Origin of the sequence: Bacillus sp. MZGC1, from assembly GCF_002998605.1 — a bacterium.
Lineage (GTDB): Bacteria > Bacillota > Bacilli > Bacillales > Bacillaceae > Bacillus.
This window is the reverse complement of record NZ_PVRE01000004.1, coordinates 280217-305939: the sequence shown is the minus strand read 5'-3', so window position 1 is coordinate 305939 and position 25723 is coordinate 280217. Positions and strand designations below refer to the sequence as shown.

General features: G+C 41.6%; 21 protein-coding genes and 1 riboswitch. Of the genes, 5 read left to right on the top strand and 16 right to left on the bottom strand.

Annotation, left to right across the window (positions count from 1 at the left end):
* Positions 1 to 6 precede the first annotated feature (6 nt).
* The 3 genes from C6Y06_RS14610 to C6Y06_RS14600 all read left to right on the top strand — a co-directional run bounded on the left by C6Y06_RS14610 (position 7) and on the right by C6Y06_RS14600 (position 2286).
* Positions 7 to 1284 (top strand): Nramp family divalent metal transporter, encoded by a 1278-nt coding sequence (locus tag C6Y06_RS14610; RefSeq protein WP_106037117.1) that lies wholly within the window; start codon positions 7 to 9, stop codon positions 1282 to 1284.
* Positions 1285 to 1354: 70 nt separating this feature from the next.
* A complete protein-coding gene (locus C6Y06_RS14605; RefSeq protein ID WP_034663987.1) occupies positions 1355 to 1924 on the top strand; it encodes a GNAT family N-acetyltransferase in 570 nt (189 codons plus the stop codon).
* Between the two features lie 98 nt (positions 1925 to 2022).
* The gene (locus C6Y06_RS14600) at positions 2023 to 2286 is read left to right on the top strand and encodes a hypothetical protein (RefSeq protein ID WP_034663988.1); all 264 of its coding nucleotides are present in this window, start codon (positions 2023 to 2025) and stop codon (positions 2284 to 2286) included.
* 39 nt (positions 2287 to 2325) lie between these two features.
* Here C6Y06_RS14600 and C6Y06_RS14595 read toward each other — a convergent pair whose 3' ends face one another.
* From C6Y06_RS14595 to C6Y06_RS14520, 15 genes are all read right to left on the bottom strand, one after another.
* Positions 2326 to 2550 carry a hypothetical protein gene (locus tag C6Y06_RS14595; RefSeq protein WP_003214145.1) on the bottom strand — a complete coding sequence of 75 codons (225 nt, stop codon included), beginning with the start codon at positions 2548 to 2550 and terminating at the stop codon, positions 2326 to 2328.
* An 82-nt stretch (positions 2551 to 2632) separates the two neighbouring features.
* A complete protein-coding gene (locus C6Y06_RS14590; RefSeq protein ID WP_106037153.1) occupies positions 2633 to 3334 on the bottom strand; it encodes an endonuclease V in 702 nt (233 codons plus the stop codon).
* Between the two features lie 10 nt (positions 3335 to 3344).
* Positions 3345 to 3794, bottom strand: a complete 450-nt coding sequence (locus C6Y06_RS14585; RefSeq protein ID WP_106037116.1) for a toxin-antitoxin system YwqK family antitoxin — start codon at positions 3792 to 3794, stop codon at positions 3345 to 3347.
* Positions 3784 to 5490, bottom strand: a complete 1707-nt coding sequence (locus C6Y06_RS14575; RefSeq protein ID WP_411265987.1) for a T7SS effector LXG polymorphic toxin — start codon at positions 5488 to 5490, stop codon at positions 3784 to 3786. Before C6Y06_RS14575 ends, C6Y06_RS14585 begins: the two co-directional genes overlap by 11 nt.
* A gap of 235 nt (positions 5491 to 5725) precedes the next feature.
* Positions 5726 to 7447 (bottom strand): pyruvate oxidase, encoded by a 1722-nt coding sequence (locus tag C6Y06_RS14570; RefSeq protein WP_106037115.1) that lies wholly within the window; start codon positions 7445 to 7447, stop codon positions 5726 to 5728.
* A 70-nt stretch (positions 7448 to 7517) separates the two neighbouring features.
* Complete coding sequence (locus tag C6Y06_RS14565; RefSeq protein WP_106037114.1) at positions 7518 to 9344, bottom strand: APC family permease; 1827 nt, start codon at positions 9342 to 9344, stop codon at positions 7518 to 7520.
* A 112-nt stretch (positions 9345 to 9456) separates the two neighbouring features.
* Positions 9457 to 9601, bottom strand: a riboswitch (cyclic di-AMP (ydaO/yuaA leader).
* Between the two features lie 66 nt (positions 9602 to 9667).
* Positions 9668 to 11758, bottom strand: coding sequence for a cellulose biosynthesis cyclic di-GMP-binding regulatory protein BcsB (locus C6Y06_RS14560; protein ID WP_106037113.1), 2091 nt, complete (start codon positions 11756 to 11758; stop codon positions 9668 to 9670).
* A gap of 4 nt (positions 11759 to 11762) precedes the next feature.
* Positions 11763 to 12986, bottom strand: coding sequence for a glycosyltransferase family 2 protein (locus C6Y06_RS14555; RefSeq protein ID WP_249117116.1), 1224 nt, complete (start codon positions 12984 to 12986; stop codon positions 11763 to 11765).
* Positions 12987 to 13023: 37 nt separating this feature from the next.
* Positions 13024 to 14739: a DUF2334 domain-containing protein gene (locus tag C6Y06_RS14550; RefSeq protein WP_106037112.1), complete on the bottom strand. Its 1716-nt coding sequence runs from the start codon at positions 14737 to 14739 to the stop codon at positions 13024 to 13026.
* Positions 14729 to 15580, bottom strand: coding sequence for a GGDEF domain-containing protein (locus tag C6Y06_RS14545; RefSeq protein WP_106037111.1), 852 nt, complete (start codon positions 15578 to 15580; stop codon positions 14729 to 14731). Before C6Y06_RS14545 ends, C6Y06_RS14550 begins: the two co-directional genes overlap by 11 nt.
* Complete coding sequence (locus C6Y06_RS14540; protein WP_066031303.1) at positions 15561 to 16643, bottom strand: glycosyl hydrolase family 8; 1083 nt, start codon at positions 16641 to 16643, stop codon at positions 15561 to 15563. The genes C6Y06_RS14545 and C6Y06_RS14540 overlap by 20 nt, the downstream gene beginning before the upstream one ends.
* 197 nt (positions 16644 to 16840) lie before the next feature.
* Entirely contained in the window at positions 16841 to 19027 is a 2187-nt protein-coding gene (locus tag C6Y06_RS14535; protein ID WP_106037110.1) for a DNA topoisomerase III, read from the bottom strand.
* Between the two features lie 72 nt (positions 19028 to 19099).
* Entirely contained in the window at positions 19100 to 20155 is a 1056-nt protein-coding gene (locus C6Y06_RS14530) for a tartrate dehydrogenase (RefSeq protein WP_066031305.1), read from the bottom strand.
* A gap of 99 nt (positions 20156 to 20254) precedes the next feature.
* Complete coding sequence (locus C6Y06_RS14525) at positions 20255 to 21187, bottom strand: DMT family transporter (protein ID WP_060595572.1); 933 nt, start codon at positions 21185 to 21187, stop codon at positions 20255 to 20257.
* A complete protein-coding gene (locus C6Y06_RS14520; RefSeq protein WP_060595633.1) occupies positions 21177 to 22004 on the bottom strand; it encodes a helix-turn-helix domain-containing protein in 828 nt (275 codons plus the stop codon). The genes C6Y06_RS14525 and C6Y06_RS14520 overlap by 11 nt, the downstream gene beginning before the upstream one ends.
* Positions 22005 to 22158: 154 nt before the next feature.
* Here C6Y06_RS14520 and C6Y06_RS14515 point away from each other — a divergent pair, with 154 nt between their 5' ends.
* Both C6Y06_RS14515 and C6Y06_RS14510 read left to right on the top strand, forming a co-directional pair.
* Positions 22159 to 22833 (top strand): GntR family transcriptional regulator, encoded by a 675-nt coding sequence (locus tag C6Y06_RS14515; protein WP_060595571.1) that lies wholly within the window; start codon positions 22159 to 22161, stop codon positions 22831 to 22833.
* A 136-nt stretch (positions 22834 to 22969) separates the two neighbouring features.
* Positions 22970 to 23266, top strand: a complete 297-nt coding sequence (locus C6Y06_RS14510) for a DUF3817 domain-containing protein (RefSeq protein ID WP_034664017.1) — start codon at positions 22970 to 22972, stop codon at positions 23264 to 23266.
* A gap of 76 nt (positions 23267 to 23342) precedes the next feature.
* Here the strand turns inward: C6Y06_RS14510 and C6Y06_RS14505 are convergent, their stop codons facing one another.
* A complete protein-coding gene (locus C6Y06_RS14505) occupies positions 23343 to 25592 on the bottom strand; it encodes a hypothetical protein (protein WP_223251456.1) in 2250 nt (749 codons plus the stop codon).
* Positions 25593 to 25723 lie beyond the last annotated feature (131 nt).

Sequence of the window (25723 nt, the reverse complement as noted above, 5' to 3'; positions counted from 1 at the left end):
TGACATATGACAAACAAATACATCGAGGCACAGGCACACATGTCAGCGGCAGCTGAGCGTGCACTTGAAGGAAAGGTCAAAGGATTTAGAAGGCTCCTTCCTTTTCTCGGCCCTGCTTTTATCGCAGCCATTGCATATATTGATCCAGGAAATTTCGCCACCAACATTGCGGCTGGCTCCAAATACGGATATCTCCTTTTATGGGTCATTCTCATATCAAATCTCATGGCTTTGCTCATCCAGTCCTTATCCGCAAAGCTTGGAATCGCGACAGGTAAAAACTTACCTGAAATCGCACGTGAAGAGTTTCCAAAACCCGTTTCAATCGGTTTATGGATTCAGGGAGAGCTCGTCATTATTGCCACGGATTTAGCTGAGTTTATCGGGGCGGCACTTGGTTTATACTTGCTTTTTCGAATCCCTCTGCTTGAAGCATCTATTATCGCCGCTATCGGTTCATTTGCGATATTAGAGCTGCAAAGACGAGGCTATCGAGCATTAGAAGCAGGTATTACAGGCATGCTGTTCGTTGTCGTGATCGCTTTCGCTGTGCAAACCTTTGTCGCCAAACCAGATATCGCAAGTGTCGCTGGCGGACTGTTCATTCCAAAATTTGATGGCGCAGACAGCGTGCTGCTTGCAGCTGGAATTTTAGGCGCCACTGTGATGCCTCACGCAATCTACTTACATTCAGCTTTAACCCAAAGAAGAGTCGTCGGCAGAACGGAAAAGGAGAAAAAGCAGATTTTCCGCTTTGAGTTTTTAGATATCCTCATTGCGATGATAGTCGCCGGGGCCATCAATGCCAGCATGTTGATTGTGGCAGCCGCTTTATTTTATAAAAATGGTCTCTTTGTTGAAGATCTGGATGTTGCGTTTCAGCATTTTGATACACTCGCAGGGCCTGTATCAGCCATCTTATTTGGTGTAGGTCTGCTTGTAGCCGGACTATCCAGCTCTTCTGTTGGCACACTGTCAGGCGATATCATTATGCAGGGATTTATTCAATACCGAATCCCGCTATATGTCCGCCGGCTGATTACCATCATTCCCCCTATTGCGATCATTGCATCTGGGGTGAACCCGACCTCCGCGCTTGTGATGAGTCAGGTCGTCTTATCCTTTGGTATTGCCTTTGCTTTAATTCCGCTCATTTTATTTACAAGTAAAAAGCGAATTATGGGCGAATTAACGAATGCCCGCTGGGTGACAGGAATATCTTGGGTGATAGCAGCTCTTGTTGTAGCACTTAATCTTTTCTTAATTGTAGATACGTTTATGTAAAAGACAGTGTTGAGCTGTCTTTTTCTTTCCATTTGGTTATGGTAGAATTCCCCTGAGAGGATGTGGGTTCATGTTTGTTTATCAGGATCAAGAGATATCCATGCGGCTGCTTGAGCCAAGAGACGCAAGAAGTCTGTATTTGCTCATTCAGCGGTCGAGAGAGCATTTACGTGAATGGATGCTTTGGGTGGATTCAACGCAGACAGAGGAAGACAGTATGGCGTTTATCCAAGGCGCCATGCAGCAAGCGATGCAGAACAACGGTTTTCAAGCGGGCATCTGGTCACATGGAGAACTCGTCGGCATCATTGGCACCCATCAAATTCATTGGATCAATAGGACCGTTTCAATCGGCTATTGGCTCGGAGAAGGCTATCAAGGAAAAGGCATCATGACAAAAGCCTGTCAAGCGGTCATTCGCTATTTATTTGAAGAGTGCGGACTGCACCGTATTGAGATTAGGGCTGCTGTTGACAATCAGAAAAGCAGACGCATTGCAGAGAGATTATCCTTTTCGCTTGAGGGAATATTAAGGCAATGTGAATGGCTGGGCAATCGCTTTACCGATCATTGTGTGTACGCCCTTTTACAGCCTGAATATATGAAACAAAAAACGTATTCGATGAATCAGCCTACTTAATTGTGTCGATTGCATGAATTATTTTACAAAGTGAAGCTTTGTAGTATCCGTTGTGATCGGCATCTGATAAAATAGAAGGAAAAATCGAGGTATGATGTATGTCTCTTATTATTTTATTTTACTTATGGATTGTCCCTTTGGTATTTGGTATTTTCTTCTCATTCCTAACAAAGAAAGCCACCTACAAACGCCGCTTTGTCCCATCCTATAGCATGGTAGGACTCAGCATCGTTTTTCTCATTCTGGCACTCGTCTTTTCAGCCAGCCATTTTCTATTTATTTGCGGTATGTTCCTATTTGCCACAACCCTTGTCGGCACAGGCATCCCTTTATTCTTAGCCTTTGGAAAAACACCATCCTAAACAAAAACCACCTTTTCGCGATGAAAGGTGGTTTCTTTTTTATTGAAGTGGCATTCGGTATGTCATCGTGGCATTTGGATGTTCTTCAATCGTCTTCATCATGTCTTGAAGAATCTCGGCTGCGCGATCATTTGAGTCATACTTGCCGAGCATCTTTGCCCAAGAAGTACTTCCCAAGATCATCCCTTCAATTTTTTTGCCGCTTACTGAGACTTCTTGGACATGAATCAGAGTTTGCTGGTTTTGTGTGAGGATCCATAGCATGGTTTTTTCTCCTTTTTTGTGGTGGTTGGTGTCTTTGGTACCTTTTCAATAAAGCTATAGAATGTGTATTTTCACAATTTCTCTATTCTTTTGCTAATAATTCTTTTCGAATAGCATGAGTCTCAATATCTGCAAATCTTACAGGGGTTGGCAATCGGCTGTTCTTATCAATAAGTTTCATAACAATTTCTGTAGTTGTATCTAAATCGATCCAGTTACCACATGAAATAAAAATAGGCTTAACATTCACTCTAGTTCTGAGGGCTCTCCCATATATTTCATTATTTATAACAATATCTGTGTATTCATTTTCTTTATTTTGAGGCATGGTAAAATCTATTCCATTAATCTTCAAATAACTTTTTGCCACACCGATGGTAGGCTTATTTAAGAAAAAAGAGGCTTGGGTAGCAATACCCATATGTCTATAATGTAAATAACCATTTCCATCAAACATGTAGACATCCACTTGTTTCGTTAGCTTTTTTACTGCATCTTTGATTAATGGCATTTCACGAAAAGCAAGAAAACCTGCTATATATGGAACCCTTATTTCTCCATGGCTATGCACTTTTTCTATCACTTGTTTTTCTATCAAATCAAAGACGACGATACAACAAACACCATTTGTTTTCCCTTTAATATCAAAATAAGCTACATCTACCCCTGCAATATACCTTATGTTCTCTAGTTGAAAATTATTTTTTAATTGCACTTTAGGCAAGAGAGCGTTTTGTTCACTTTTAAATCTTTCTAATAACTCATTCATTTCCTCACTATTCATACAAACCACATTATAAATTGTTGAATTTTTCGGCATATTTCAAGTCGGATTCATTAGGTTCTGCTTTTTCCTCTAAAACATTTCCATTCTCGTCATACTTTATATAATTCATTTCTCGACCGGCAACACATTCAGATTCATACTTTTTATTTCCATTCTCAAAAAACTCAACTTGATATCCATCTGCGGCATTTTTACTTAGATGTCCTATTTTCTTGACATTTCCGTTCGGATAGAATTCAACATACTTCCCTTGTTTAACTCCTTGTTCTACATAGAAGTAACTCTCAATATTCCCGTTTTCATATATATCATAGGCTAACCCCGTAAACAGTTCTTCTTTACCATCCTCAGTGTATCTCACTATTGCTAGTTCGTAAGGTCCTCCATATTCTAAGCATTCTTCAAACTCAGTGCCGTTTTCTAAAATAAAATCTTTTTGCAATATATCATTTAACATTTTTGGGAACCTCCGTGATAATTTTAGACCCATCTGTAAGGTAAGCACAATGAGGGCACCTTGGAAACATCATTCCCGCCGGTTTCACTCTACTTTGACCTGTTCTAACAACATTCAATATAAAATTATCCAAACTAGCGCCTGGGTTAGCCTTTAAGGCATTATTCAATGCGATCACCTCTGCATGTGACCCCGCACCTTTTGTAAAGGTATATGAATCTATAACCTCTTTTGGCATTTTATCATATTTGGCATTTATTAAGGGGTGTAACTCTGGTAACTTTCCATCATAATCATTTATTGCATATGAGTAATTCCCAGTCTGTTTATCATAAACTCCAGCAAAGGCGGGTCCCATTTTCTTTTTGCTAATACCACTATCTTTTAATTTATTTAGTTCTTTTATCGTTTCTCCACGTAAATTAATTCTTTCATTTAATTCTTTGGAATCAATCTTCCCATATTTATTTCTCAAATAGTCGATGCGCCTTTTCTCAGTCTCTTTTATCCCCATCTTCCCATGAAACCCTTTCGCCCCAAACGGCAAAAGCATTCCCAGCGCCGCGTTCATGCTCGCTTCCTGCTGTTCTTTCGAGACCTTATTCCCAAACATGTCTCTACCTGTAATTGCTTCGCTGAATCCGTTGGTGGCGGTGAGGCCGTATAAGCCTTTTTGCGATGTTTTTAAGGCGTCAAAAGACTTTTGCGATGTCTTGTAAATATCGACTGCTCTGACTGCGGCCGAGGTGGCTTGAGTTGTTTTATAAACAGCTTTTCCGCCTTTGAAAATGCGACCTGCCCAGCCGACGATTGGGATATAACCCGCTGCTGCCATGCCGCCTGCGGCGACGCGCTGTCCTGCGGTAAGTTCTTCGCCTGTGATCGGGTCAACGCCCGTTGCGGCGCGTTTTGCATCGTTTACTCCAGTCAGTTCATTCACGATATTTCCACCATAATCAAGTGCTTTTTCATACCAAGGGCGGTTGGCGAGTGCTTCTTGTTCCTTTGCGATTTCTCTAGCTTCTTCTTGTTCTTTTTTGATTTTGAGATATTCAGAAGTTTGCTTCTCAATATCGCTTTTTGCCTTGTAGATTTCGCTATTTTGATACGCTTTCTTGTCAAAATTCATAGGCGAAATCGCTTTTCCGTCATTTGTGGCATTCATCATTTCTGCGTACAATGCCAATGTAGCCTGCTGCTCCGTCTCTGACAAAGCATATTCATCTTTTAAATTTTGATCAAGCTCTCTTAGGTCTTTTACTGTCTTTTTTCGTTCATCTTCTGCATTTGCAATTTTTTCATCAAAGGTTTTGCTGTCAAATACCTCTAGAGAAATGAGGTCATCAATGTCCTGAAAAATGGTTTTAAGTGCCTTTTTTTGATCCTTTACAATGCTTTTGGCGTTTTTGATGCCCATATGTACTGCGTTGTCTAAAAAGTGTTCTTCTACGAAGGTATCGCCGCCAAAGTTTGTATCATCGAGTGTCCCAGAAACACCTTCATGAAAGGCCTTTTGCTTATCAATGAAGCTGATAAACATGTCTACATTTCCAGCGAGCTCTTTGTAGAAGCTTTTAATGTTATCGGCACCTTTCCCAGTGAAGTCGTCACCGAGATTAGAAACACCTTGTAATGCTTTTTTTAAATCTACCATTTGTTCGCGGAGTTCCTGGTAGTGTTTTGCCCTTGTGTCCATGGCACTTGTTAGTGCTTTTGCATCAAGTATCTTGCCCAGAAGAAGTCACTCCCTCCATTATTGATCATAAAGTCTATTTTACCTTTATCAACGAATTGGAAAAATAGGCTTTAAGTTACAAAAATAATATCCTTTAATTTCAATAGAGATGAAAGCAAGTGACAATTGAAATGATTTCCCCTAATCATCACAAAAAAAAGTCAGCCTTCTTTTCAGAAGACCGACTACCTTGTGTTTAGAAAAAGCGTTTGAGGCTTTTCTTGAGTGGAGGGATATCCAACTCACCTTTTTCAAAGAATTTTTTCAATAAATATTTACTGAAGCCTGCTGCTTGGGTGTAAGTGATTTTCCCAGGTAACGGGGGTTCATTGGCGACAGTGACATCAATAATAACTGGTTTATCAGATTGAAGGGCTGTATCAAAGGCTGGCGCTAATTCTTCATGTGATGACACAGAGATCCCTTTGCCGCCACATGCTTCTGCAAACTTAGCAAAATCAATATCCTCCAGCTCTATACCATAATTCATGTTTCCTTTTACCTGTTGCTCATATTCAATCATTCCTAAATTGTTGTTGTTTAAGATCACGACAACAATCGGCAGCTTATATTTTACAGCTGTCACAAAGTCTTGCATGACCATTGTGAAGCCTCCATCACCACAGACAGCAATGGCTTGTCGGTTCGGTTCATTTAACTTAGCCGAAATCGCACCAGGTAAACCACAGCCCATTGTGGCAAGCCAGCTGGAGATAATGAAATCCTGCTGTTTCATTTCGAAATGACGTGCCATCCAGACCGTCACATTACCAACATCAACTGAAAGAATGGCGTCGTCCTCGACTGCTTCTTCTAGTCTAGCAATGACTTGCTGTGGTTTAATCGGTGAAGTAGCAACGGATTTTTCCTTATCCATTTCTTCTCGCCACTTCATCATATGCTCTGTACAAGCTTCAAGAAAACCACGCTGCTCTTTATATTCAATGTAGGAAGTCAGTTCATGCAAACCACTCTTGCTGTCGCTCACGATTCCCACATCTACCGGATATCTTTTACCGATTTGATCTGGTTTAATATCCAGTTGAATGGCTGGCGTGTCCTCTGGTAAGTAGTCTCTATATGGAAAGGAGGTTCCAAGCATAATTAAGAGATCACATTCTTCCATCGCTTCATATGCCGGCTTCGTTCCAATTTGACCTAGGTTACCTAAAAAGTATGGATGCCTGTCTGGCACAACCCCTTTTGCAGGGAGTGTGATGACGATAGGAGCAGCTGCCTTTTCTGCAAATGAAAGAAGCTCTTCTTTTGCATGTCTTAATCCTTTACCTGCTAAGATGACTGGCTTCTTCGCATTGTTAATCAGCTGAGCTGCCTTTAGCAGTTGATCTTTCTTTGGCCGTACTTCTCCCTCCACATAAAGAGGAGATGTATAAACGGGTTTACGCTTAATTTTTTGAGAAAATAAGTCATCCGATACGGTGAGAACTGCCACACCTTTATGGGTATAAGCTGCTTTGATGGCTTGATTCAATAAGTCAGGCAGCGCTTCTGCCGTCTGTACCTGCTGATTAAAGACAGCGACATCATCAAACATCCGCTCTAATTTGATTTCTTGAAATGCGCCTCTGCCTACTTCGGCCGAAGCAACCTGTCCTGCAATTGCTAAAACTGGTGCACCATCTGCTTTTGCATCATATAGTCCATTTAATAAGTGGACAGCACCCGGCCCAGCGATTGATAAGCAGACACCGAGTTTACCTGTTAGTTTGGCATCAGCCGCCGCTGAAAGTGCTGCCACTTCTTCATGTCTCGTTTGTATAAATTGTATTTGGCTTGATTCATGCCTAAGTTCTTCAATCAATTCGTTTATGCTGTCGCCGGGCATTCCATAAATATGTTTCACGCCCCACTCTTCCAGTAGCGCTGTTACTTCTTTTCCTGCGGTTCTTTGCGGCATGTGAGAAAACTCCTTTTTTCTTACTCCATACCACCGCATCCTTTTAATCAAACGTTTCAACTTGCTTTTGCTACTTTTTAAAATGATATGGGAGGGTCGCCACCACAATATCACGCTTCCATAATAGGCGGAATCTTAATAAAAAGGCAGATTGATTATGCAAAATGGTGTGCCATCTTTTTTTCGGGATAAATTGAGGCACGAGCACCATCACTTTATATTGATGCGCATTTGCTTTTGCCTCAATGGTTTCAAGAAATTTATCAAGCGGGTGAATGAGGCTTCGATAGGAAGAATGCAGCATCACAAGCCGTACACCGCTGTTTAGTTTTTCCCAATCCTCTTCAATTTTCTTATCCTTTTCTTTATCAAAGGATACATGAACCGCTATGACTTGATCTGACAAAGACCTTGCATATTGGACAGATTGTTCGACGACACGTGTTACACCTGCTATCGGTACGATGACCACATTCCCTTTAATCTCAACAGGCTCTGTTTCATTCAATAAACGCAGTTGTTCTCCAACAGACAGGTAATGCTTTTTAATGGAATGAAAGATAAATAGAACAATAGGCATGAAAACAAATACTGGCCATACGAGATGGAACTTGGTCAAAATGAGAATCATGAAAACTGTAAAAGAAATCAGTGCTCCGACGATATTGATTGGCATTTTCGTTTTCCAACCCCGCGGTTTTTCACGAATCCACTTCACACACATGCCGGTCTGCGACAGAGTAAATGGAATGAAAACACCGACAGCATATAGCGGGATAAGGTGTTCTGTTTTTCCATCAAACAACCAGATGAGCAGCATAGAGGCTACGCCTAGAAAGATAATGCCATTAGAGTAACCAAGCCGGTCTCCTCTTACAGTAAACATACGCGGCATATACTTATCCTTTGCTAAATTGACAGCCAATAACGGAAAGGCTGAAAAGCCGGTATTTGCCGCTAATATTAAGATTAGCGCTGTGACTGCCTGTATCACGTAATAGAAAAACGTACGCCCAAAAGTGTCTGATGCAATTTGTGATACAACCGTTTCTTCTGGCTTTGGCGAGATGCCGAAACCAAACGCAAGTAATGTGACTCCCACAAATAAAACAGCTAATAATCCACCCATCATCAATAATGTTCTTGCTGCATTTTGAGCAGCCGGTTTTTTAAAGGATGGAATGGTATTTGAAATGGCTTCTACTCCAGTCAGAGCAGAACAGCCAGATGAAAAAGCTTTTAATAACAGAAATAATGTAATGCCTTGTACGTGCGTGCCTACCGCTGTATGCTCAGGTGCTGGTGGTACGCCTCCTGTTAATAATTTGAAGCCACCTACTCCAATTAAGATAAGGAGTGAAAATACAAACAAGTATACAGGATAAGCCAGGATAGATGCCGATTCTGTCAATCCACGAAGGTTGAGCACCATAATCACGATGACCAATACAATTGAGATCAAAACATGATATGGATATAGTACTGGAAAAGCCGATGTGATGGCATCAGTACCCGCTGATATGCTCACTGCTACAGTCAAAATATAGTCTACAAGCAATGACCCACCAGCGATCAATCCTGGTTTTTCACCTAGGTTTCTGCTAGAGACGACATATGCCCCGCCGCCTTCTGGATAAGCATAAATGATCTGGCGGTAAGATAGAATTAACGCCATTAAAAGAATTAATACACAACCTGCAATCGGGAGTGAGTACCAAAATGCTGCTGCACTAACGACAGAAAGAACAATTAAGATTTGTTCTGTACCGTATGCAACTGATGACAATGCGTCCGATGACAATAATGCCAACGCTTTGATTTTTGATAGTTTTTGTTCTCCTGCTGCTTGTGATTTTAATGGTTTACCAATTAAAATACGCTTCATCAAACTGTACATGTGATGCCCGCTCCTTTAGTGTCAAACGATTTAAGTTGCAAAAGATGGATCGCCAAAAAGACACAGAGGCAATAGAATGCCCCTGTGCCTATTCTTTAGATCACAGGTTGGTCTTTGCTCTCTTTAACGCTTACGAGGTTAGCTGACGGATTCGGGCGCATGAGACTTTGCCCTACCTAAAAAGGATTCACCCCACGTGGTGCCTTGCACCACAATTGGTTCCCCCGCTCATCGAAATGATTCAGCGATTGGTCTTTTATAAAAGAGATCATACTCCCGTTTGACACCAAAGTAAAGAGATTTTTTCGAGGTCTTTTGACCGTTTATTCATCAGTCTTTTTGCGGTTTTTTCGTACGAAATAAACAATCATCAAAGCGACAAAAATGATCAGTACAGCGATACAGGCAAAGTAAATCCAAGACTCACCGCCGCCTTGCTTTTCACCTTTTTTAAGATCATTTTTTGCATTGCTGACTGTTTGATTGTTAGAAAACATATCTTTGTTCTTGCTTTCTATTGCAACTGTTGCGGTCTCCGTATTTGTTTGAAGGAAACGTATCACTTCATTTGATACATCAGCGTCAGCTGCCGTCATTCCTGCAAAAACGGTCATGGTTTGTTCTTTATTCCATACAGATGGCTGCGTCCATACAATACGAGCTGTTGTTTCGTTGATCATGCCAAATGAGGATACATCATATTGACCCTTTTTCGCCGGAACGATGAGATCGTCTGCTTTTTCTTTTAAAAGAGAGAATGTCTGGATGCCCCCGATAAAAATGAGAGAGTTATTTTTCAATTGTTCATTTGTCACATTCGATGCTTCGACCAAATGATATTGAGCAGCTTCCGGCTGACTAAATGATTCTGTCAGCATCGCCATTTGATTGATCGTTGCTTGATTGATTTGATCTGGCATAATGATCAATGTGTTTCCTTGCTGCGTTTTTGAAGTGTAAGGAAGCGGCCATGCGGCTAAATCCGGTGTATCACTATTTGTTCCTTCTGGTATTTGAAGAGAGCTGTTTTTGTCAATGTAAATCCAGCCTTCTTCATCCGTATGTCTGCACGATTCCATGCTTTTAAAACCCGTTGTGACAAATTGCAAGTCCACATACTCGTTCTTTTGAAGTACTTGCGAGTCTACTGGAATGGACACATGATAGAATCCATTCTCATCTTTGTTTCCTAGTTTTGTTAACGGTATGTCGTGCGGTTCGTTATTGATCATCACTGTTAGACGTTCCGCTTTGTTCGCTGGATCCGATTTTTTAAATGATAGATTTAGTTTTGCACCTGATTTTTGTTGAGCGATTAATGCTTTCGGATAATAGTAGTGATCAGATGCCGTCTTTTTGGTTCCAACTGTGACATCATCTCCGCCAAAATCTATTAAACGAATATGATGCGATGGCTTAGAAGCATTAGCTGTCACCTTTTGCAGCAGCAAGTCGGTACCAGTGAGCTGACCCGTCAGTTCTGGTTGAGTCAGGACATTGATTTTTTCAGCAATTGTCCTTGGCTGTTCAGCAGAGACAAATAAAATGGGCTGTTCTTTTTTCTTTGCTGTCAGGGTTCTCACCGCTAACGTAAGTTGATTGCTTTCTGTTTTAATGCCCGCAGCTTGCTCGATCGATTTCATACGTCCTTTCCAGCTTCCTTTTGCTCCCACAGCAATGGTTGGATGCGCAATTTGCTTGAGGTCCTTTTCTTGAACGAGTTTGAGGTCTGCTAGACGGTCTTTGTTTTTCAACGTACGATAGATTTTCATAGCCGCTTCTAATTCAGCCGCTTCCGGTGTATTTGGAATCACAATATCTGTTTGTTCTTTCTGCTCACCTGATGGAATAAAAGGTGAAGGGAAGCTGTCTAACGTCACGTCTTTCGTTTGAGCTCCTTTGAACGCCAGCTCACTTTCAGGATATACTTTCAGCCAATTGGCAGGTGTCTCTTGGTTGATACACACACCTTCTTTTAACACACCATAAAATGCGAGCTGAATTTGATGAGATCCTTTTTTCAATTGCGCTTTGTTCAATTTGATTTGAATCGATTTTTTTTGGTTTTTCCCTGATACAGGGATTGTCTTTTCAATCTCTCCATCGATCATCACTGTGAAAGACGATGGCGAAATGAGTAATGGTGAAGCCTCTATATTTAATGTAAGAGTGCTAGACTCTACTTTTTCTTTCTCCATTTGATAGGAAAATTCAGTGCGGTCTTCTTGTCCATACAAGGTCACCACATCTTCTGATAGATGCTGCGTTTCTGTTTGACTTCCTTTTGATGAGCGAACCCAATCGTCTTTCACTTGTACTCGATTGGATTGCGCCATTGCTTGACTTGCCATGAAAAAAGGCTGAATGGCAAGGGATAGCGCTAATATAAAAATCATCCATTTGACCGATTTCAATTTGTCACCCGCTTTTCTTTTGTTGTTGATCGTAACGCTCCGTTTTGTACCATTTCACTTCTTGTTTCAATAATCGGCTCTTCACCTCTACACATAAGGAGTACACGACAAGCGCAATCCATACTTGAGAATAGGTGAAGTACATGAGGACCACAATGAGAATGTTTTGTTTGGTGAGCTCTGTTTTCTCAATACTTAATGTAATCATCACTTCTGTTAGAAAGAGGAAGAAGGCTAATCCCCACAGGATCAGTGCGACAGCCCCTACAGATAAGTGAAGGTCAACAAATAGGTTCACAATAAAGATGCCATTTGAGAGCAGAACACCGAAGAAAAATAAGAAATACGTAAAGAAGAAATAAAACAAATCGAAAATCATTCGTTTTCGTTTCAGCTTCATAAACTGTCTTAAAAATTTGAGTACAACATATTGATTACCTCTAGCCCAGCGCGTTCTTTGCCGCCACCAGACCTTCCATGTCTCAGGCTCTTGTTCCCATGTGATCGCAGCTGGGAAAAATCGAATCACATATCCAAGGTTATACACACGGATCGTTAATTCGGTGTCCTCGGCCAAAGCTTGGACATCCCAGCCGCCGAGTTCTTCTAAAATGTGCCTGCGGATAGCGAAGTTGGTGCCTGGTATTGTCGCAATCCCAAACCACTTCCATCTCCCGCCCTGCGCCATCCATTGGAAGCAGATGGTCTCAATATTAATAAATTTGGTCAGTAAATTTTGGGCTGCATTGATCACTCTGAATTTCCCGACAACGGCGCCTGCTTTTGGATCATTCAATAACCCAAGAACCAAATGATAGACAGCCTTTTGTTCCGGCATGTTATCTGCATCGTATACGCAAATCACTTCTCCTGTCGAAGCCTTCAATCCTTCATTCAGTGCAGTAGATTTTCCCTTCCCTGCAAATGGCGGCTTCGTTTCAATCATATGGACATGATCATATTGCTCACTGAATGATTGCACAATATCTCCTGTGCGATCAGAGGAATTGTCATTAATCACAATGATTTCAAGGAGGTGTTTAGGATAAGATAGCTGGACCATCGCTTTTAACGTCTGCCGAATGACAACTTCTTCATTATGAGCAGGAATCAGGATACTGACGGTTGGCAGCTCTTTCCCTTGTTTTGTCCATTTAGGCAGCACTTTTTCATAGGTGAGGTAATGCTGAAAGCCGCCCTGCATGAGAAACATGTGGTATAGGAGCATAGTCCAAATCAGTAGTAATGAAAGATAAAATAAGACATCAGCCACCTAATTTTCTCTCCTTAAAAATTCGTTTTTTCATTGTCAGTCTTAAATACAATGTGTATAAAGCAAATGCCGCAATAAATAGCATCACCACGACTGTAAGAATTCGCAGCATATTTTCCATGCCGCTTCGTTTGATTGTTTTTGTTTCGGCGATGTTGGATTCCTCTACTTGAATATGTCCATTCCGTGATGTTTGGATTTTTACATGTGCAGTTTGGACCGTCTGTTTTGTTTTTTTTACATCCAGCCATTCGCTAGAAGGGATTGCCTCCATCTGTGTGATCAAATCCTGTAATCCTGCTAGCCCCAACTCCATGTCATAGGACAGGCCCATTGCGGCTGATTGCAGATGCTGCACGGATTGAATCGTCTGTTCAGTTAAAACATTTGAACCTTCTTTATTAGACGCTTGCTCAACTTGCTGCTGAGGATATAAAGTCATGCCATGTAACATGGCAGGAGACGTCACAAGCGGCGATGCGCTGACTGATTTCCAAGTGCGGTCTGACAGCTGCACCTGTCCAAATAGACTGGACACATGCTTTGAAATTACTTCATACCCTTGTTGTGATATCGCATCATGCGGCACCTCAAACGCAAGAGGATATAAGCCTTGCCTAGCAAGAAGCTCAATGCCCTTTGTCAGTTTTTCTTCTGTATAGGCGATTTCTTGCTGCTGATACGATTTGGTATACGTATGAAAGTCTTTTTCATTTGGGAATTGGCTTTTACTTTGTTTCTTCTCAGCTTTTTTGGGGTCATTTGACGCGATGGGCTGATCATATTTTGCATCCCAGAACTCAAATCCCTGACCAGATTCCTCCGTTCGATACGTACGGCTAAAGCCATGAAGAATGATACTCGCTCCATTTTCTTGCATTTGTTTTAACACATTCACGAGCTTCGGGCGGTCACTCAGTGTGACTTCATCACCTGTTGCTCGATCTATCCAAACAGGGGTCACTGCAATTTGATAAGGAATATGCTGTGCGGATACGTATTGTCCAAGTTCAAGCAGCTTTTTCTCATCACTTGCTGGGCTGATGTTCCCGAGCATTAAGTATTTTGTCGCCATTTGCGCAGAAGATGGCATGTATTTTTCTAGCACTTCTGCAAGAAGCTTGTTGTGCTGCACGACATCTAAGATACCGATATATGCTGCACCTTCTTTTGTTTGAGTCACAAATGGCAGATCAGATTGACGTTTCTTCACTAGAAATTCATTTTCCAAGTCCGCCCCTCGAACCGTTAACACATTGATACTTCTCTCTAGCTGACGGTATGTCTGATCATGTGTATGTTTCAATTGACTGATATGATCTTGTTTGTGAAAAGTAAGCTTGGAGAATGGGCGAAGCTGTTCCGCATTGTATCCAATGGCGATGAATTGCTGTGATTCGTTCATCGCACGAATGGTTTGTTTTGACAAGGTTCTCTTTATTTCACCAAGATAAATGACTTGCTGAAATTCATTGATCCTCTTTTCAGCCAAATGTTCATCGGATACAATCGTCGTCTGTTTTGAAAAATGACCGGCGAGTAGATCCAGCATATGAACGGCTGGAGTCACTTCCCCAGATGGTGTGGAATAAACGATCAGTGTATTTGGCTGCGTGACAAGAGCATCGGCTGAAGTAATGTGTTTAAACGAAAGAATCGTAAAAAGCGTGATCATCAAACAACATTTCATCAAAGAATTACAGTTCATTCATCATCATCTCTTTTTCTAGTTCTTTTAAAAACTGCTGTGGCGTACGATAATCCGAGCTGCTTGTTAAATGACAGACATGAAATGTCAAGGTCACTTCACGACCGTTTAATAGGACATGCGTTTGCAATTTACCCTTTAGCTTATCAAGGACAACTGACACATTTTCTTCTGGTGTATGAGTTAACAGCAAGCCTATTCGCTCTTCGGATAATCGAAATTTCTTATCGGTTTCTCTTACGCTTTCACGAATCTTGAGACTTAATTGCTGAAATAGGTGCTGCATTTCTTTTTCTCCATATAACGATTTGAATTCCGCTGCGTAATTCATATGAAGAAGGATAAAGACAAATGGCTGTTTGTACCGTTCTGCCCGTTTCATTTCCTCAGACAATTCGAGCTTCATCCGCTCAGCATTGTCAAATCCTGTTGTCGAGTCAATCGCCACAAATTGTTTGATGGCCTGCTTTTGTTGTTCAATGATGTGACGCAGCGTATTAATCCGTTCATGCAAGCTTCCCGCTGAAATAGCGAAAAAAAGAAGTGCTACGCCCCAAATCACTACATCTTGCAATGTTTGATTTGAAAAAAGGGAATTTTCATGGCCAAGCTCTGTAAAGAACATGGCGCTTCCTATAAAGAACAAAATCAGTAAGGTGAAAATTAATGCTGGTAGGATACCAAATAAAATACCGCAGCCTAACACGACAAATGTCAGTGCGATGATCATAAAGCTCTCTGCATCTTGTACGTTAAGGTAGCCCATAAACAAAATAAGGCCTGCAAACGTGAGGAGCAGAGAATAGTACAAGCGATACGTGTTACTGAACAACCGATTCATTTAGGAGCTCCCTTTCTGCAATTAGAGGCAATAAGTTATCAAATGAGTGTGTCTCTTTTTCGTTCATGTATCCTCCGTAATAAGGCTTGAGAGGATCTTGGGTTTGTAATTCTTTCATGCGTTGATAGACAGTCTTTGCGAATTTCAGCTCATTTTGTTTAAGGGCATACAAAATGACGAGTGCATATACCGAAGGCGATTCATATGTGACAGATGGCTGCAATGTGCTCAGTTTGTATCTTCCGTACAGTTTTCCTTCTTGTTTAAACGACGTTTTAAGCCATTTCATGATCTCGGACGTATTTACCTTTGCATGGTGTGCATGTAAAGCTGTATAAAGTTGATCGATCATATTAATTTCTTGGTCGAATGAATATGTTTTTTTCTTTATGTCATAGGACTTAGGAAAGAATCCTTTTTTTCTCGGTGCTTGTTTTAGAATGGCTAATTGGTTACTGGTCATTTGTTTCGTGAATATTTGGAGGGATTCCAATTCTTTGATTGCTTTTGGATCTATATAAGAGAGTGTGATTGTGTGTGAAGTTCGATTTGTTGATGCATCATAGTAATCGGACAATATGCCTTTGAACATGTTTTTTTCTTTTAACGCTTGAGCGATTTCTTTTGCTGTCGTTTGATACGCTGACTTCTTCCACAAACGATTTGCCTTTTGAAGTGCCGCCACTACACGTAAATCATCAACTAAAGCATTGGCCTTACTTTTTTGTTCAGATTCAATTTGCCAGCTGAGAAGATGATGGTCTAGTAAAAATTGATCTTGTAAAACACTCAACTGTTGGTCAAATAAATTTTGATCTTTTTTTCGAACAAGATAATCCATCCAAAGTCCAAGTGATTCAGATAAGTAGATATGTTCCTCTGCAAAAGAGGTACGAATCAAGCCTTCATCTGTCATTAAGTGGTGAGTGATAAAATATTCTCCAGGCAAAACAGGCTGTGTTGATACTGGATCAGCTGATTCTTTCTGCTGTTTCCAGGTACATCCGCCTAGTAGAATGACAATGAGTAAAACAATTGCTGTACGATATATGCGTGTATGCATTCGTGTCCCCTTTCAACTCCCCGTTCTCTAAGCATCTAACGATTTATTATAGAGCGTTTTTGTATAAATTTAAATAAATATTTTATACCAAATTACGAGTCTTTTCGCACATTTATTCCCATTTTCAGAAAAACAATATATCGATATGCTCGGTAAAACTAAAAAACCCATGCGTTTCCGCACGGGCTTTTATAAAACTATTGATCTAATTTTAATTTCTTTAATTGTTCAGCTAGTGCATTATTAATTGGTTCTTCCACTTTCTTTTGTTTCTTCAAATATTTAGACACATCGTGCTTACTGGCTTTCTTTTGATTGGATTGAGATTTGCGTTTTTCGAAGACAGACAGTTTTTCTCTATGGCCGCACACACAAGCAAAGATTTTGCCATCGCCTTCTCCGCGCAGCTCGAGCTTTTTATGACAGTTCGGGCAGCGTGCGTTTGTTTTCTTCGCCACATTTTTACGATGGCCGCATTCCCGGTCCTGGCAAACAAGCATCGTTCCATGTTTTCCATTCACTTTCAGCATCAGTTTTCCGCAGTCTGGACAATGGGTGCCAGTGACATTGTCATGCTTAAAGGTCTGGTTCGTCTGTTTGATTTCAGATACGGATTGTTTCGCATATAATTTCATTTCACTCATGAATTGAGAAGCTTTCAATTGCCCTTTTGCGATTTTAGAAAGCTTTTGTTCCCATTCCGCTGTTAACGCAGGAGACTTTAAGTCTTCAGGCACTAAAGAGAGCAGCTGCTTTCCTTTCGATGTGATGAAGATGTCTTTGCCCTTTTTCTCGATTAGGAAGCTATTGAACAGCTTTTCAATAATATCTGCTCTTGTTGCTACTGTCCCTAGACCACCTGTTTCACCAAGGGTTTTCACTAAGTCTTTTTCCTCTTTCTGCATAAATGCCGCTGGGTTTTCCATGGCAGATAATAGGGTCGCTTCATTAAAACGTGCAGGAGGTTTCGTTTCTCCTCTTGTTTCTTTCAGCTGTCGTACGTCTAGTGACTGTCCTTCTGAAAGCAGCGGCAAATGTTGATCCACCTCGGCTGATTCCTCTTCTTCATAGGAATCATCGTACACGGCTTTCCAGCCAGCTGATTGCACGATTTTCCCTTTTGCTGTGAACGTTTCACTGCCTATTTTGGCGATAACCGTTGTTTCTTCGTACTCAAAAGGATTCATGAGTACCGCAAGGAATCGTTTGGCAATAAGGTCATATAATTTACGCTCTTTATCACTTAATGCACCTGGATACAGCTCTTCCTCGGTTGGAATGATCGCATGGTGATCTGACACTTTTGCATCATTGACGAAGCCTTTGTGCGCTTTTACACCTGATTGTAAAATCCGGTTCACATGCTGCGCATATGGTCTGACGTTCATTCCTTTTAAACGATCTTTTAATGTAGGAACGATATCCGCTGAAATAAACCGTGAATCTGTACGTGGATATGTCACGAGCTTATGCTGCTCATACAATCGCTGAAGCGTAGATAATGTTTCTTTTGCTGAGAAGCCATAGCGTTTATGCGCATCACGCTGTAATTCAGTCAGATCGTACAGGCCCGGTGCAAAAGCTTTTTTCGCTGTTTTTTTCAACGCATCAACCACTGCTGGTTTTCCTTCGCATGCTGCCAAGCGCTCTTTGATCACATTCTCTTGGAATGTCCGGTTTTGCTTTGTTTTGGCATCCTGCCAGGTCAAAGTCAGTCCATCTACTTGTGCAATCAATCCATAGAACGGCTTCGGCTGAAATTGCTGAATGTCTTCTTCTCGTTTGGCGATCATGGCAATCGTTGGTGTTTGTACCCGTCCGCAGGAAAGCTGTGCATTGAACTTGGTTGTCAGCGCTCTTGTTGCGTTGATGCCGACAATCCAGTCTGCTTCTGCACGTGCAACTGCTGAGCGATACAGGTTATCGTATTCTCTGCCGTCTTTTAATCGTTTGAAGCCTTCTTGAATGGCTTTGTCCGTGACAGATGAGATCCATAGTCGTTTCAAGGGCTTTTTCACATGTGCTTTTTCAAGAATCCACCTTGCGACAAGCTCCCCTTCACGTCCAGCATCTGTTGCAATGACAATGTCTTTGACATCTTTTCTCGCAAGCTGCGCTTTCACTGCTTGGAATTGTTTTCCTGTCTTTTTCATCACAACAAGCTTAAGCGGCTCTGGAATGATTGGTAAATCCTCTAAACGCCAGGATTGAAATTCTTTTCCGTAGCCTTCTGGATCAGCCAGTGTGACCAAATGGCCAAGCGCCCATGTCACAATGTATTGATCTCCTTCTAAAAAACCATTTCCTTTTTTATGACACTTCAGCACACGCGCAAGGTCACGTCCTACTGAAGGTTTCTCTGCTAATACAACTGTTTTTGACACTAGATTTCACATCTCTTTCTTCTATCCATCCTTTTATTATAGCAGACGTGGAGATGCAGTTCTAATGACGGATTATTTCTTCAATCGTTTGATGATTTCGTTTGTGACTTCTTGTGTTTGATAGGATCCGCCGATGTCCGCTGTTAAAAAGCCGTCTGCTGTGACTGATTCGATGGTGCTGAGAAGGTGCGTACCCAGCTCTTCTTCTCCGAAATGATCAAGCATCAGTTTAGCGGTCCAAATTTGACCGATTGGGTTGGCGATTCCTTTTCCCGCAATGTCTGGAGCTGATCCGTGTACAGGCTCAAACATGGATGGGTATTTGCCATTTACATTGATGTTGGCGGCAGGCGCCACGCCAATACTCCCCATAATGGCTGCCCCAAGATCCGTCAAAATATCACCAAACAAATTACTGGCCACAATCACATCGAATTTTTCTGGTCTTGTTACAAAGAAGGCTGAGAGCGCATCAATGTGCTGAGAGTCTGCTGCCACCTCTGGATAATCCTTTGCTACGTCTTGAAACACTTCATCCCAAAAAGGCATGGTATGGACGATCCCATTCGATTTGGTTGCACTCGTCACATGCTTTCGTCTTTTTTCTGCTAATTGAAAGGCAAAACGCATCGCACGCTCTGTCCCTTTTCTTGAGAACACTGCATTTTGAACAGCAAGCTGATCTTCTCCTTGATAAATACGGCCTCCAATTTCACTATATTCACCTTCACCGTTTTCTCTGACAACTAGAAGATCGAAATCCTTTGGCTGCGTAAGCGGTGAGCGAATGCCGCTCAGCTGTTTTGCAGGTCTGACGTTTATCACCTGTTCAAATTCCCGCCTAATCTTAATAAGCAGTCCCCAAAGCGATACGTGATCCGGCACTAAATTGGCATCTCCGACAGCCCCTAAGAAAATGCTGTCAAAGGTTTTCAGTTGATGTAATCCATCCTTTGGCATCATCTCGCCATGCTCTAAATAATATTCACAGCTCCACGGAAAATCCTGAAAGGTAAAAGACAAACCGCCATGTAATTCTGACACCGCTTTCAATACTCGTATGGCTTCAGGTACAACTTCCTTCCCAACCCCGTCACCTGGTATCGCCGCAATTGAAACATGCTTCATTCATTTCTCCCCCTTTATCGTCGGTCGACCGTCGACCGTTTAAATTTGAGTTTACTAGAGAGTTCATGTTCTTTCAATGGACAAAAGACGCTTTTTTGATCAAAGCGCCTGTTTATCCTGGAAAAGCATCGAGGGTTTCTGTTTCTTCCTCCCCGCATCTTTTTTATCTGAAAGCAGCAGTCCTCCTAAGGTCAGTGCCGTTCCGAGTACAGACATGAGGGTCAATCTCTCATGAAGAACGATCATTGAAATGACCATCGTAATAATAGGAACGCCATAAATATACACACTCGATTTCACCACACCGAGCGTTTTCACCGAAAAGCTCCATGTTAGAAAACAAATGGCAGATGCGAACAGGCCTAAAAACAGCAAGTGAAAGGCAAACGACGGGTTCGTCAATCGCTCCCAGTCTAAACGAATCTTAAAATGCCAGATCAGGGGAAGCATCCAAAGCAAGCCGTAAAAAAAGACACGCCTCGTCACTTGAATGATATGGTATCCATATTGGTTGATCATTTTCGATAAAATAGAATAGAAGGCCCAGACAATGGTCGCCGTTAATGCTAGCACATCACCGAGTGGATTCAATTGGAACGTCGTCATTCCATTAAAGCTAATCAGCACAATGCCTGTCATCGCGATAAAAAAGCCTATGAAAAATCGGCGATGCAGCGGCTCATCTTTCAATAAAAAATAAGCCAATAAAAATGAGAAGAATGGCACAACTGAACTGATGACACCTGCATTCGAAGCGAACGTATAGGTGAGTGCGACATTTTCTAAAAAATAGTATAAGACCACACCGCATAATCCTGCGAGCGCAAACATCGCTTCATGCTTTTTACGCTGCACCTTCATGGTGACCGGATAGATCATCATCAGAGCCAGATACCCAATAAAAAAGCGAAAAAATAATATCTCTGTGGGAGAAAAAGCAGTTAATAATATTTTGGTTGAGATAAAGGTCGAACCCCATAGAAAAATAGTGAACATGGCCGCTAGATGACCAAGCAGCTGTTTATTTTTCATCTGCTGTTACCTGCTTTGCAAAAATTTGCTGATATTGCCCTGGGGTGAGCCCAATAAATTCTGAAAAGAAATGACTCAAGTGACTTTGATCAGAAAAACCAGCGGAGACTGCCGCATCTACAGGCTTCACTCCTTGGGCGAGAAGCTCCTTCGCATAGTTCACTCTCACTGTCTGTAAATAACGATACGGCGTGATCCCTCTGTACTTTGTAAAAGCACGAAGAAGGGAGTATTTGTTCATAGACACAAGCTCTCCTAAGTCGTCTAACGAAATATTTTCCGTGCGGTATGTTTCAATATATTGCTGTACATCTTGGACTTTCTGTTCGGCGGCATGCGCTGCTGACGCTTTTTCCTCTGATGTATCAGCATAGGCTTCAATCAGCTGCTTCATAAAGAAATAAAACGTTTCCTGTTTATTCAAAGCTGGAGCTTCTTCTGTGATCATTTGATGAAGATCATATAATGGCTTTGTCAGTTCACTTTGTGAAAACACAGGGGCTTTAAAATGTGGCTTGTGCTGAAACATTTTCTCTATGACATCTGCTTCTATATTTAAACAACGATAATCTAGTGTCCTGTGATCAATCTGCTCGCAAGCGTGATTGTCATATGGATTGAAAAGAAGGATGTCTCCCTTTTCAATGATGTATTCTTCATTTTGGCAGATCAAACGTCTTTGACCGTCCTCAATAAATCCAATCACATAGTATGTATGAAAATGATTCGGGAACTTTTGCATGATGCCATGAAAGCGATACGCCTCTATTTGCAAGTCCTGATCAAAATGTACCGTTCGTTCTTCTTGTGTTTTCATGTCGATCCCCTCTTTCACTGAACTGATCATTAGTGTAGCACACCCTTTTTCTCTTGAATTGTACGATATTGACTTTTCCGATGCAGGCTTGCCTAGAGGGAAAAACTTGGATAACATGAGACAAAAGATGATGTGTAAATGAGGGAATGACGGGATGAATTCATTCGAGATGAAAAGACCAGCACCATACCATATGCAATTTTATGAACAGCTGAAGCAAATGATATTTGATGGGCAGTTTCAGCCAGGGGAACGCATCAATGAGACACAGCTTGCCAAACAATTTGGTGTAAGCCGATCACCGGTTAGAGAGGCGATGAGGCTTTTAGAAAAAGATGAGCTCTTGATCGCTGATCATCGGTCAGGCTACTCTGTCTATACGTTAACGGAAAAAGATGTCGAGGAGCTTTATCAAGTTCGAATCGCCCTAGAAACGCTAGCTGTTGAGCTTGCATGCAAGGAAGCCGCGCAAAGAGAGCTGGATGATATTGAGCAGGTCCTCAAGCAGGCAGACGGAGCAATCAAGCAGCAGCTGCCATCTAAAGAAATCGTCCAGTTACATGAAGCCTTTCATCAAAAAATTATTCTAGCGAGTCACAATCACCGCTTATGTAAACAATTGAATCATGTGAATGCACTCATTCATTTTTGCCGTATCTTTCATTTTAGCGGCGGAGCGCGTGCTGAGACGATTCAAAAAGAGCATGCTGCCATTTATTCTGAAATGAAAGAGCGCCGCTCCACAGAAGCCGTTCAAGCGATGACGGATCATTTATTACATGATGTGATGCACTTAAAGCAAGTACTCTCTGAAACAAACAAGGATTAAGTGATTTTTCCTTTTTCCCATTTTTTAAGCATTACATGAACATATTTTGAATTTTTCGTAGATTTTAGCATGTCCAGACGATCTTTCGTTTATATTAGAAGATGAGAAACTAGCTTTTATACAGGAGGATTTGTATATGCATACAAGTATTAGCCGTCTTCGACAGGCGGGTTTTATTGAGGGTATGTCTCTTTTAACCCTTCTTTTAATTGCCATGCCTCTGAAATATTTTGCGGATATTCCGATGGCAGTCACCATTGTAGGCTCTCTTCATGGCGCATTGTTTGTCATCTATATGCTTGTTTTGGCATATGTGACTTTTAAAGTTCGCTGGCATTTGAAATGGTCCATCGCTGGTTTTTTTGCAGCGTTCATTCCTTTCGGCAACTTCGCCTATGATAAGGTGCTCCGCCAGTACGATACAAAGGCTTAATCAAAAAAGGGCTAAATCGAATGTCGTTTTAGCCCTTTGTCTACACGCTGAAGCGTTCTGTTAAAGGAACGCTTTTTTAAATTGATGCATATTTCACAATGGCTGCTTGACGCGTCATTTCGTCATACGCCACCCATAATTCATCACCTGGCAGTACACTAGTCATTGGATCGATTGGCTGTTTCACTTCATACTGCATGCCATCTCTCTCAATCTGAATGATTGCTAGCGGCTGGTTGCCGATGACGCCAGCAAATGCGACATGGGTCACTTTTGCACTTCCTTGTTTCTCTTGCATGAGACCGATTTCTCTATCCAGCTCTTCTTTCTTTGTCTGGATCGTGATTGGAGTTCCTGATGCGACCTGCATATGATCAGGGATGAATTGGCTGACCGTTTTTGTAATAGACTGATCTCCGCTTGAAACCGTCACATCCAGCATGACAGGCTTTTGTCCATGAATCGTGACTGGATATTGCTTCACTCGCTGAATGGTTCCTGTTAACGTCACATCTTTCCCCGATCGATTCCGCACTTCATGGCCATAGGCTGCCATTTTCAACTGACCGCTGATGGCGACGAGATCGGCTTTTTCTCCTTTTCTAAATTCAAAACCAGCGGCTTGAATCATCGGAATGGTATACCTTTTCTGATCTGCTTCAAATGTAAGCGATAAGACAGTGCCTCGTCCTACGGTTTCATATGATTCTATATTTCTTAAAACAGCGCCTTTGATGAACTTTGGCTCACTTGTCTGTGAGAAGTCCCCCTCTTTTAAGAGCATCGCTTTTTTCTTCTTCGGATTGTAGAGAATGGCGATACGCTGACCCGGCTGCGGTATCTGGGTAAAGGATACAACTGTTTTAACCGTCTTCTCGATGTTTTCCCCATCATATTGAAATTGCAGCTGCATTTTGACAAGCGGCTGTTCGTTGATGTAGGTGCCCGTTTCTTTGACAGATACAATATTGGCTTCTAATGTGACACTGTCTTTAATCTTGTTGTTTCTCACCAGTCTCAAAATCGGCGGCAGGAAGATGGCTAGTACAAATAACAGTAGTGGAATAAACAGCCATATCGCCCAGTTGAGAATGAGTGGCCCGCCTTTCATGACATATTGCATAAAGGTGTCAACAGACGTTTGGTGAGCAGGACTCGCGTTTTCGATTGAGATGACTTTTTTCAAAGGAAATTCCTTTAGCTGGCTGCTCGTCGTCTCATATGCACCCGTTAATTGATTGTCGAATGAATAATAGATCCAATCGCTCTTCACATTTTTATTGAAAGTGAGCTCTTCTCTTTGTAAGGATTCATATGACAACGATTGAAAAAGCTTGCTGGCAGACGTCGCCTTATTCGTGCGATGGTTATAAATATATCCAGTCAGTTTGCCTTTTGCTTCGTCCTTTGCAGTAGAGCCTGCAATAAGAACTTCTTCTTCATTAAGCTGGTAGATATAGGTTTGATAAATTGGTTTTGGTGTTGGGACGACTTTCCCAAGCCTTCCCTCTGCATTCACTTTCCTTGCCCTTTTTGGATAATTCGATTCTACGGCGACAGCAAAGTTTTGTGATGATCCAATCTTTTTTTGCAGCCTCTGCTCAACTGTATCTTCAATGAGGCTAAACGGATCAGCGTTTTTGGAGACATAGACACCAAGCTGATGCTTCTCGTTTGAGATACCGCTAACATATGCCTTCTGGTCATTTTTCAAAGTCAATTCAAATATAGGAATAGGCGTCTGCCCTCTAAAGGAATTCATGACGACATCCATGGAGACTGGCCTTGCTGGCAGCTTTAGCTCGTTGAGATTGTGCACATGAAACTGACCATTCTTTAGCTCACCGAGGACTGCAGCGGCGCCTTCCATTTCTCCTGTAAACACGAGCTGTCCATTCCATTGATATGTATTCGTTTTTAAAAATGAGGGGATCAGTAGATTTTGCTTAACGAGCTCTTTCTTTTCTCCACTTGGCGTTATTTTCTCGATCAACAGCTGCCCCTCTTTATTTTTTAAAGCAAGTAAGAGATTGTTACCTTGAATGGATGGAAACATTTCATTAAACGTATCGCTTTCCGTGGTCCATTCACTGATTCTTTTTCCTGATTGAGGATCATACATTCCAAAATGGAGCTGCTGGTCTTTTGATACAGCACTCACCACTCGTTTTCCTTCATCAAATGTAAAAATTCGTTTGACGTCATATTGCGTCGCTTTCCCTGCTGACAAATCATCTTGGTAATGGTTCCACACCAAGACACTAAGAATGATTGCTGGAATAAAGAAGACAATATATCTGAGGGAAATCACTGGTATTCTTTTCACTTGATCGCTTCCTTTCATGAGGTTCCTTTACCTTATACGTTAGTGCAGCGAGAATGTTTCGTGCTAGAAGAATACCATTCCAGCCTTCGAATTCCATATTTTACAAACTTCGTTGTTTGCGATAAAATCCA

Bases quoted from the DNA above. Each gene is read 5' to 3' on its own strand.
- C6Y06_RS14525 (WP_060595572.1), bottom strand. From the start codon at position 21,187: ATGAAAAATAAACAGCTGCTTGGTCATCTAGCGGCCATGTTCACTATT.
- C6Y06_RS14510 (WP_034664017.1), top strand. From the start codon at position 22,970: ATGCATACAAGTATTAGCCGTCTTCGACAGGCGGGTTTTATTGAGGGT.
- C6Y06_RS14600 (WP_034663988.1), top strand. From the start codon at position 2,023: ATGTCTCTTATTATTTTATTTTACTTATGGATTGTCCCTTTGGTATTT.
- C6Y06_RS14565 (WP_106037114.1), bottom strand. From the start codon at position 9,344: ATGTACAGTTTGATGAAGCGTATTTTAATTGGTAAACCATTAAAATCA.
- C6Y06_RS14545 (WP_106037111.1), bottom strand. From the start codon at position 15,580: ATGAATCGGTTGTTCAGTAACACGTATCGCTTGTACTATTCTCTGCTC.
- C6Y06_RS14605 (WP_034663987.1), top strand. From the start codon at position 1,355: ATGTTTGTTTATCAGGATCAAGAGATATCCATGCGGCTGCTTGAGCCA.
- C6Y06_RS14595 (WP_003214145.1), bottom strand. From the start codon at position 2,550: ATGCTATGGATCCTCACACAAAACCAGCAAACTCTGATTCATGTCCAA.
- C6Y06_RS14540 (WP_066031303.1), bottom strand. From the start codon at position 16,643: ATGCATACACGCATATATCGTACAGCAATTGTTTTACTCATTGTCATT.
- C6Y06_RS14555 (WP_249117116.1), bottom strand. From the start codon at position 12,986: ATGCTCCTATACCACATGTTTCTCATGCAGGGCGGCTTTCAGCATTAC.
- C6Y06_RS14515 (WP_060595571.1), top strand. From the start codon at position 22,159: ATGAATTCATTCGAGATGAAAAGACCAGCACCATACCATATGCAATTT.
- C6Y06_RS14585 (WP_106037116.1), bottom strand. From the start codon at position 3,794: ATGTTAAATGATATATTGCAAAAAGATTTTATTTTAGAAAACGGCACT.
- C6Y06_RS14550 (WP_106037112.1), bottom strand. From the start codon at position 14,739: ATGAACTGTAATTCTTTGATGAAATGTTGTTTGATGATCACGCTTTTT.
- C6Y06_RS14610 (WP_106037117.1), top strand. From the start codon at position 7: ATGACAAACAAATACATCGAGGCACAGGCACACATGTCAGCGGCAGCT.
- C6Y06_RS14520 (WP_060595633.1), bottom strand. From the start codon at position 22,004: ATGAAAACACAAGAAGAACGAACGGTACATTTTGATCAGGACTTGCAA.
- C6Y06_RS14575 (WP_411265987.1), bottom strand. From the start codon at position 5,490: ATGGACACAAGGGCAAAACACTACCAGGAACTCCGCGAACAAATGGTA.
- C6Y06_RS14570 (WP_106037115.1), bottom strand. From the start codon at position 7,447: ATGCCGCAAAGAACCGCAGGAAAAGAAGTAACAGCGCTACTGGAAGAG.
- C6Y06_RS14530 (WP_066031305.1), bottom strand. From the start codon at position 20,155: ATGAAGCATGTTTCAATTGCGGCGATACCAGGTGACGGGGTTGGGAAG.
- C6Y06_RS14590 (WP_106037153.1), bottom strand. From the start codon at position 3,334: ATGAATAGTGAGGAAATGAATGAGTTATTAGAAAGATTTAAAAGTGAA.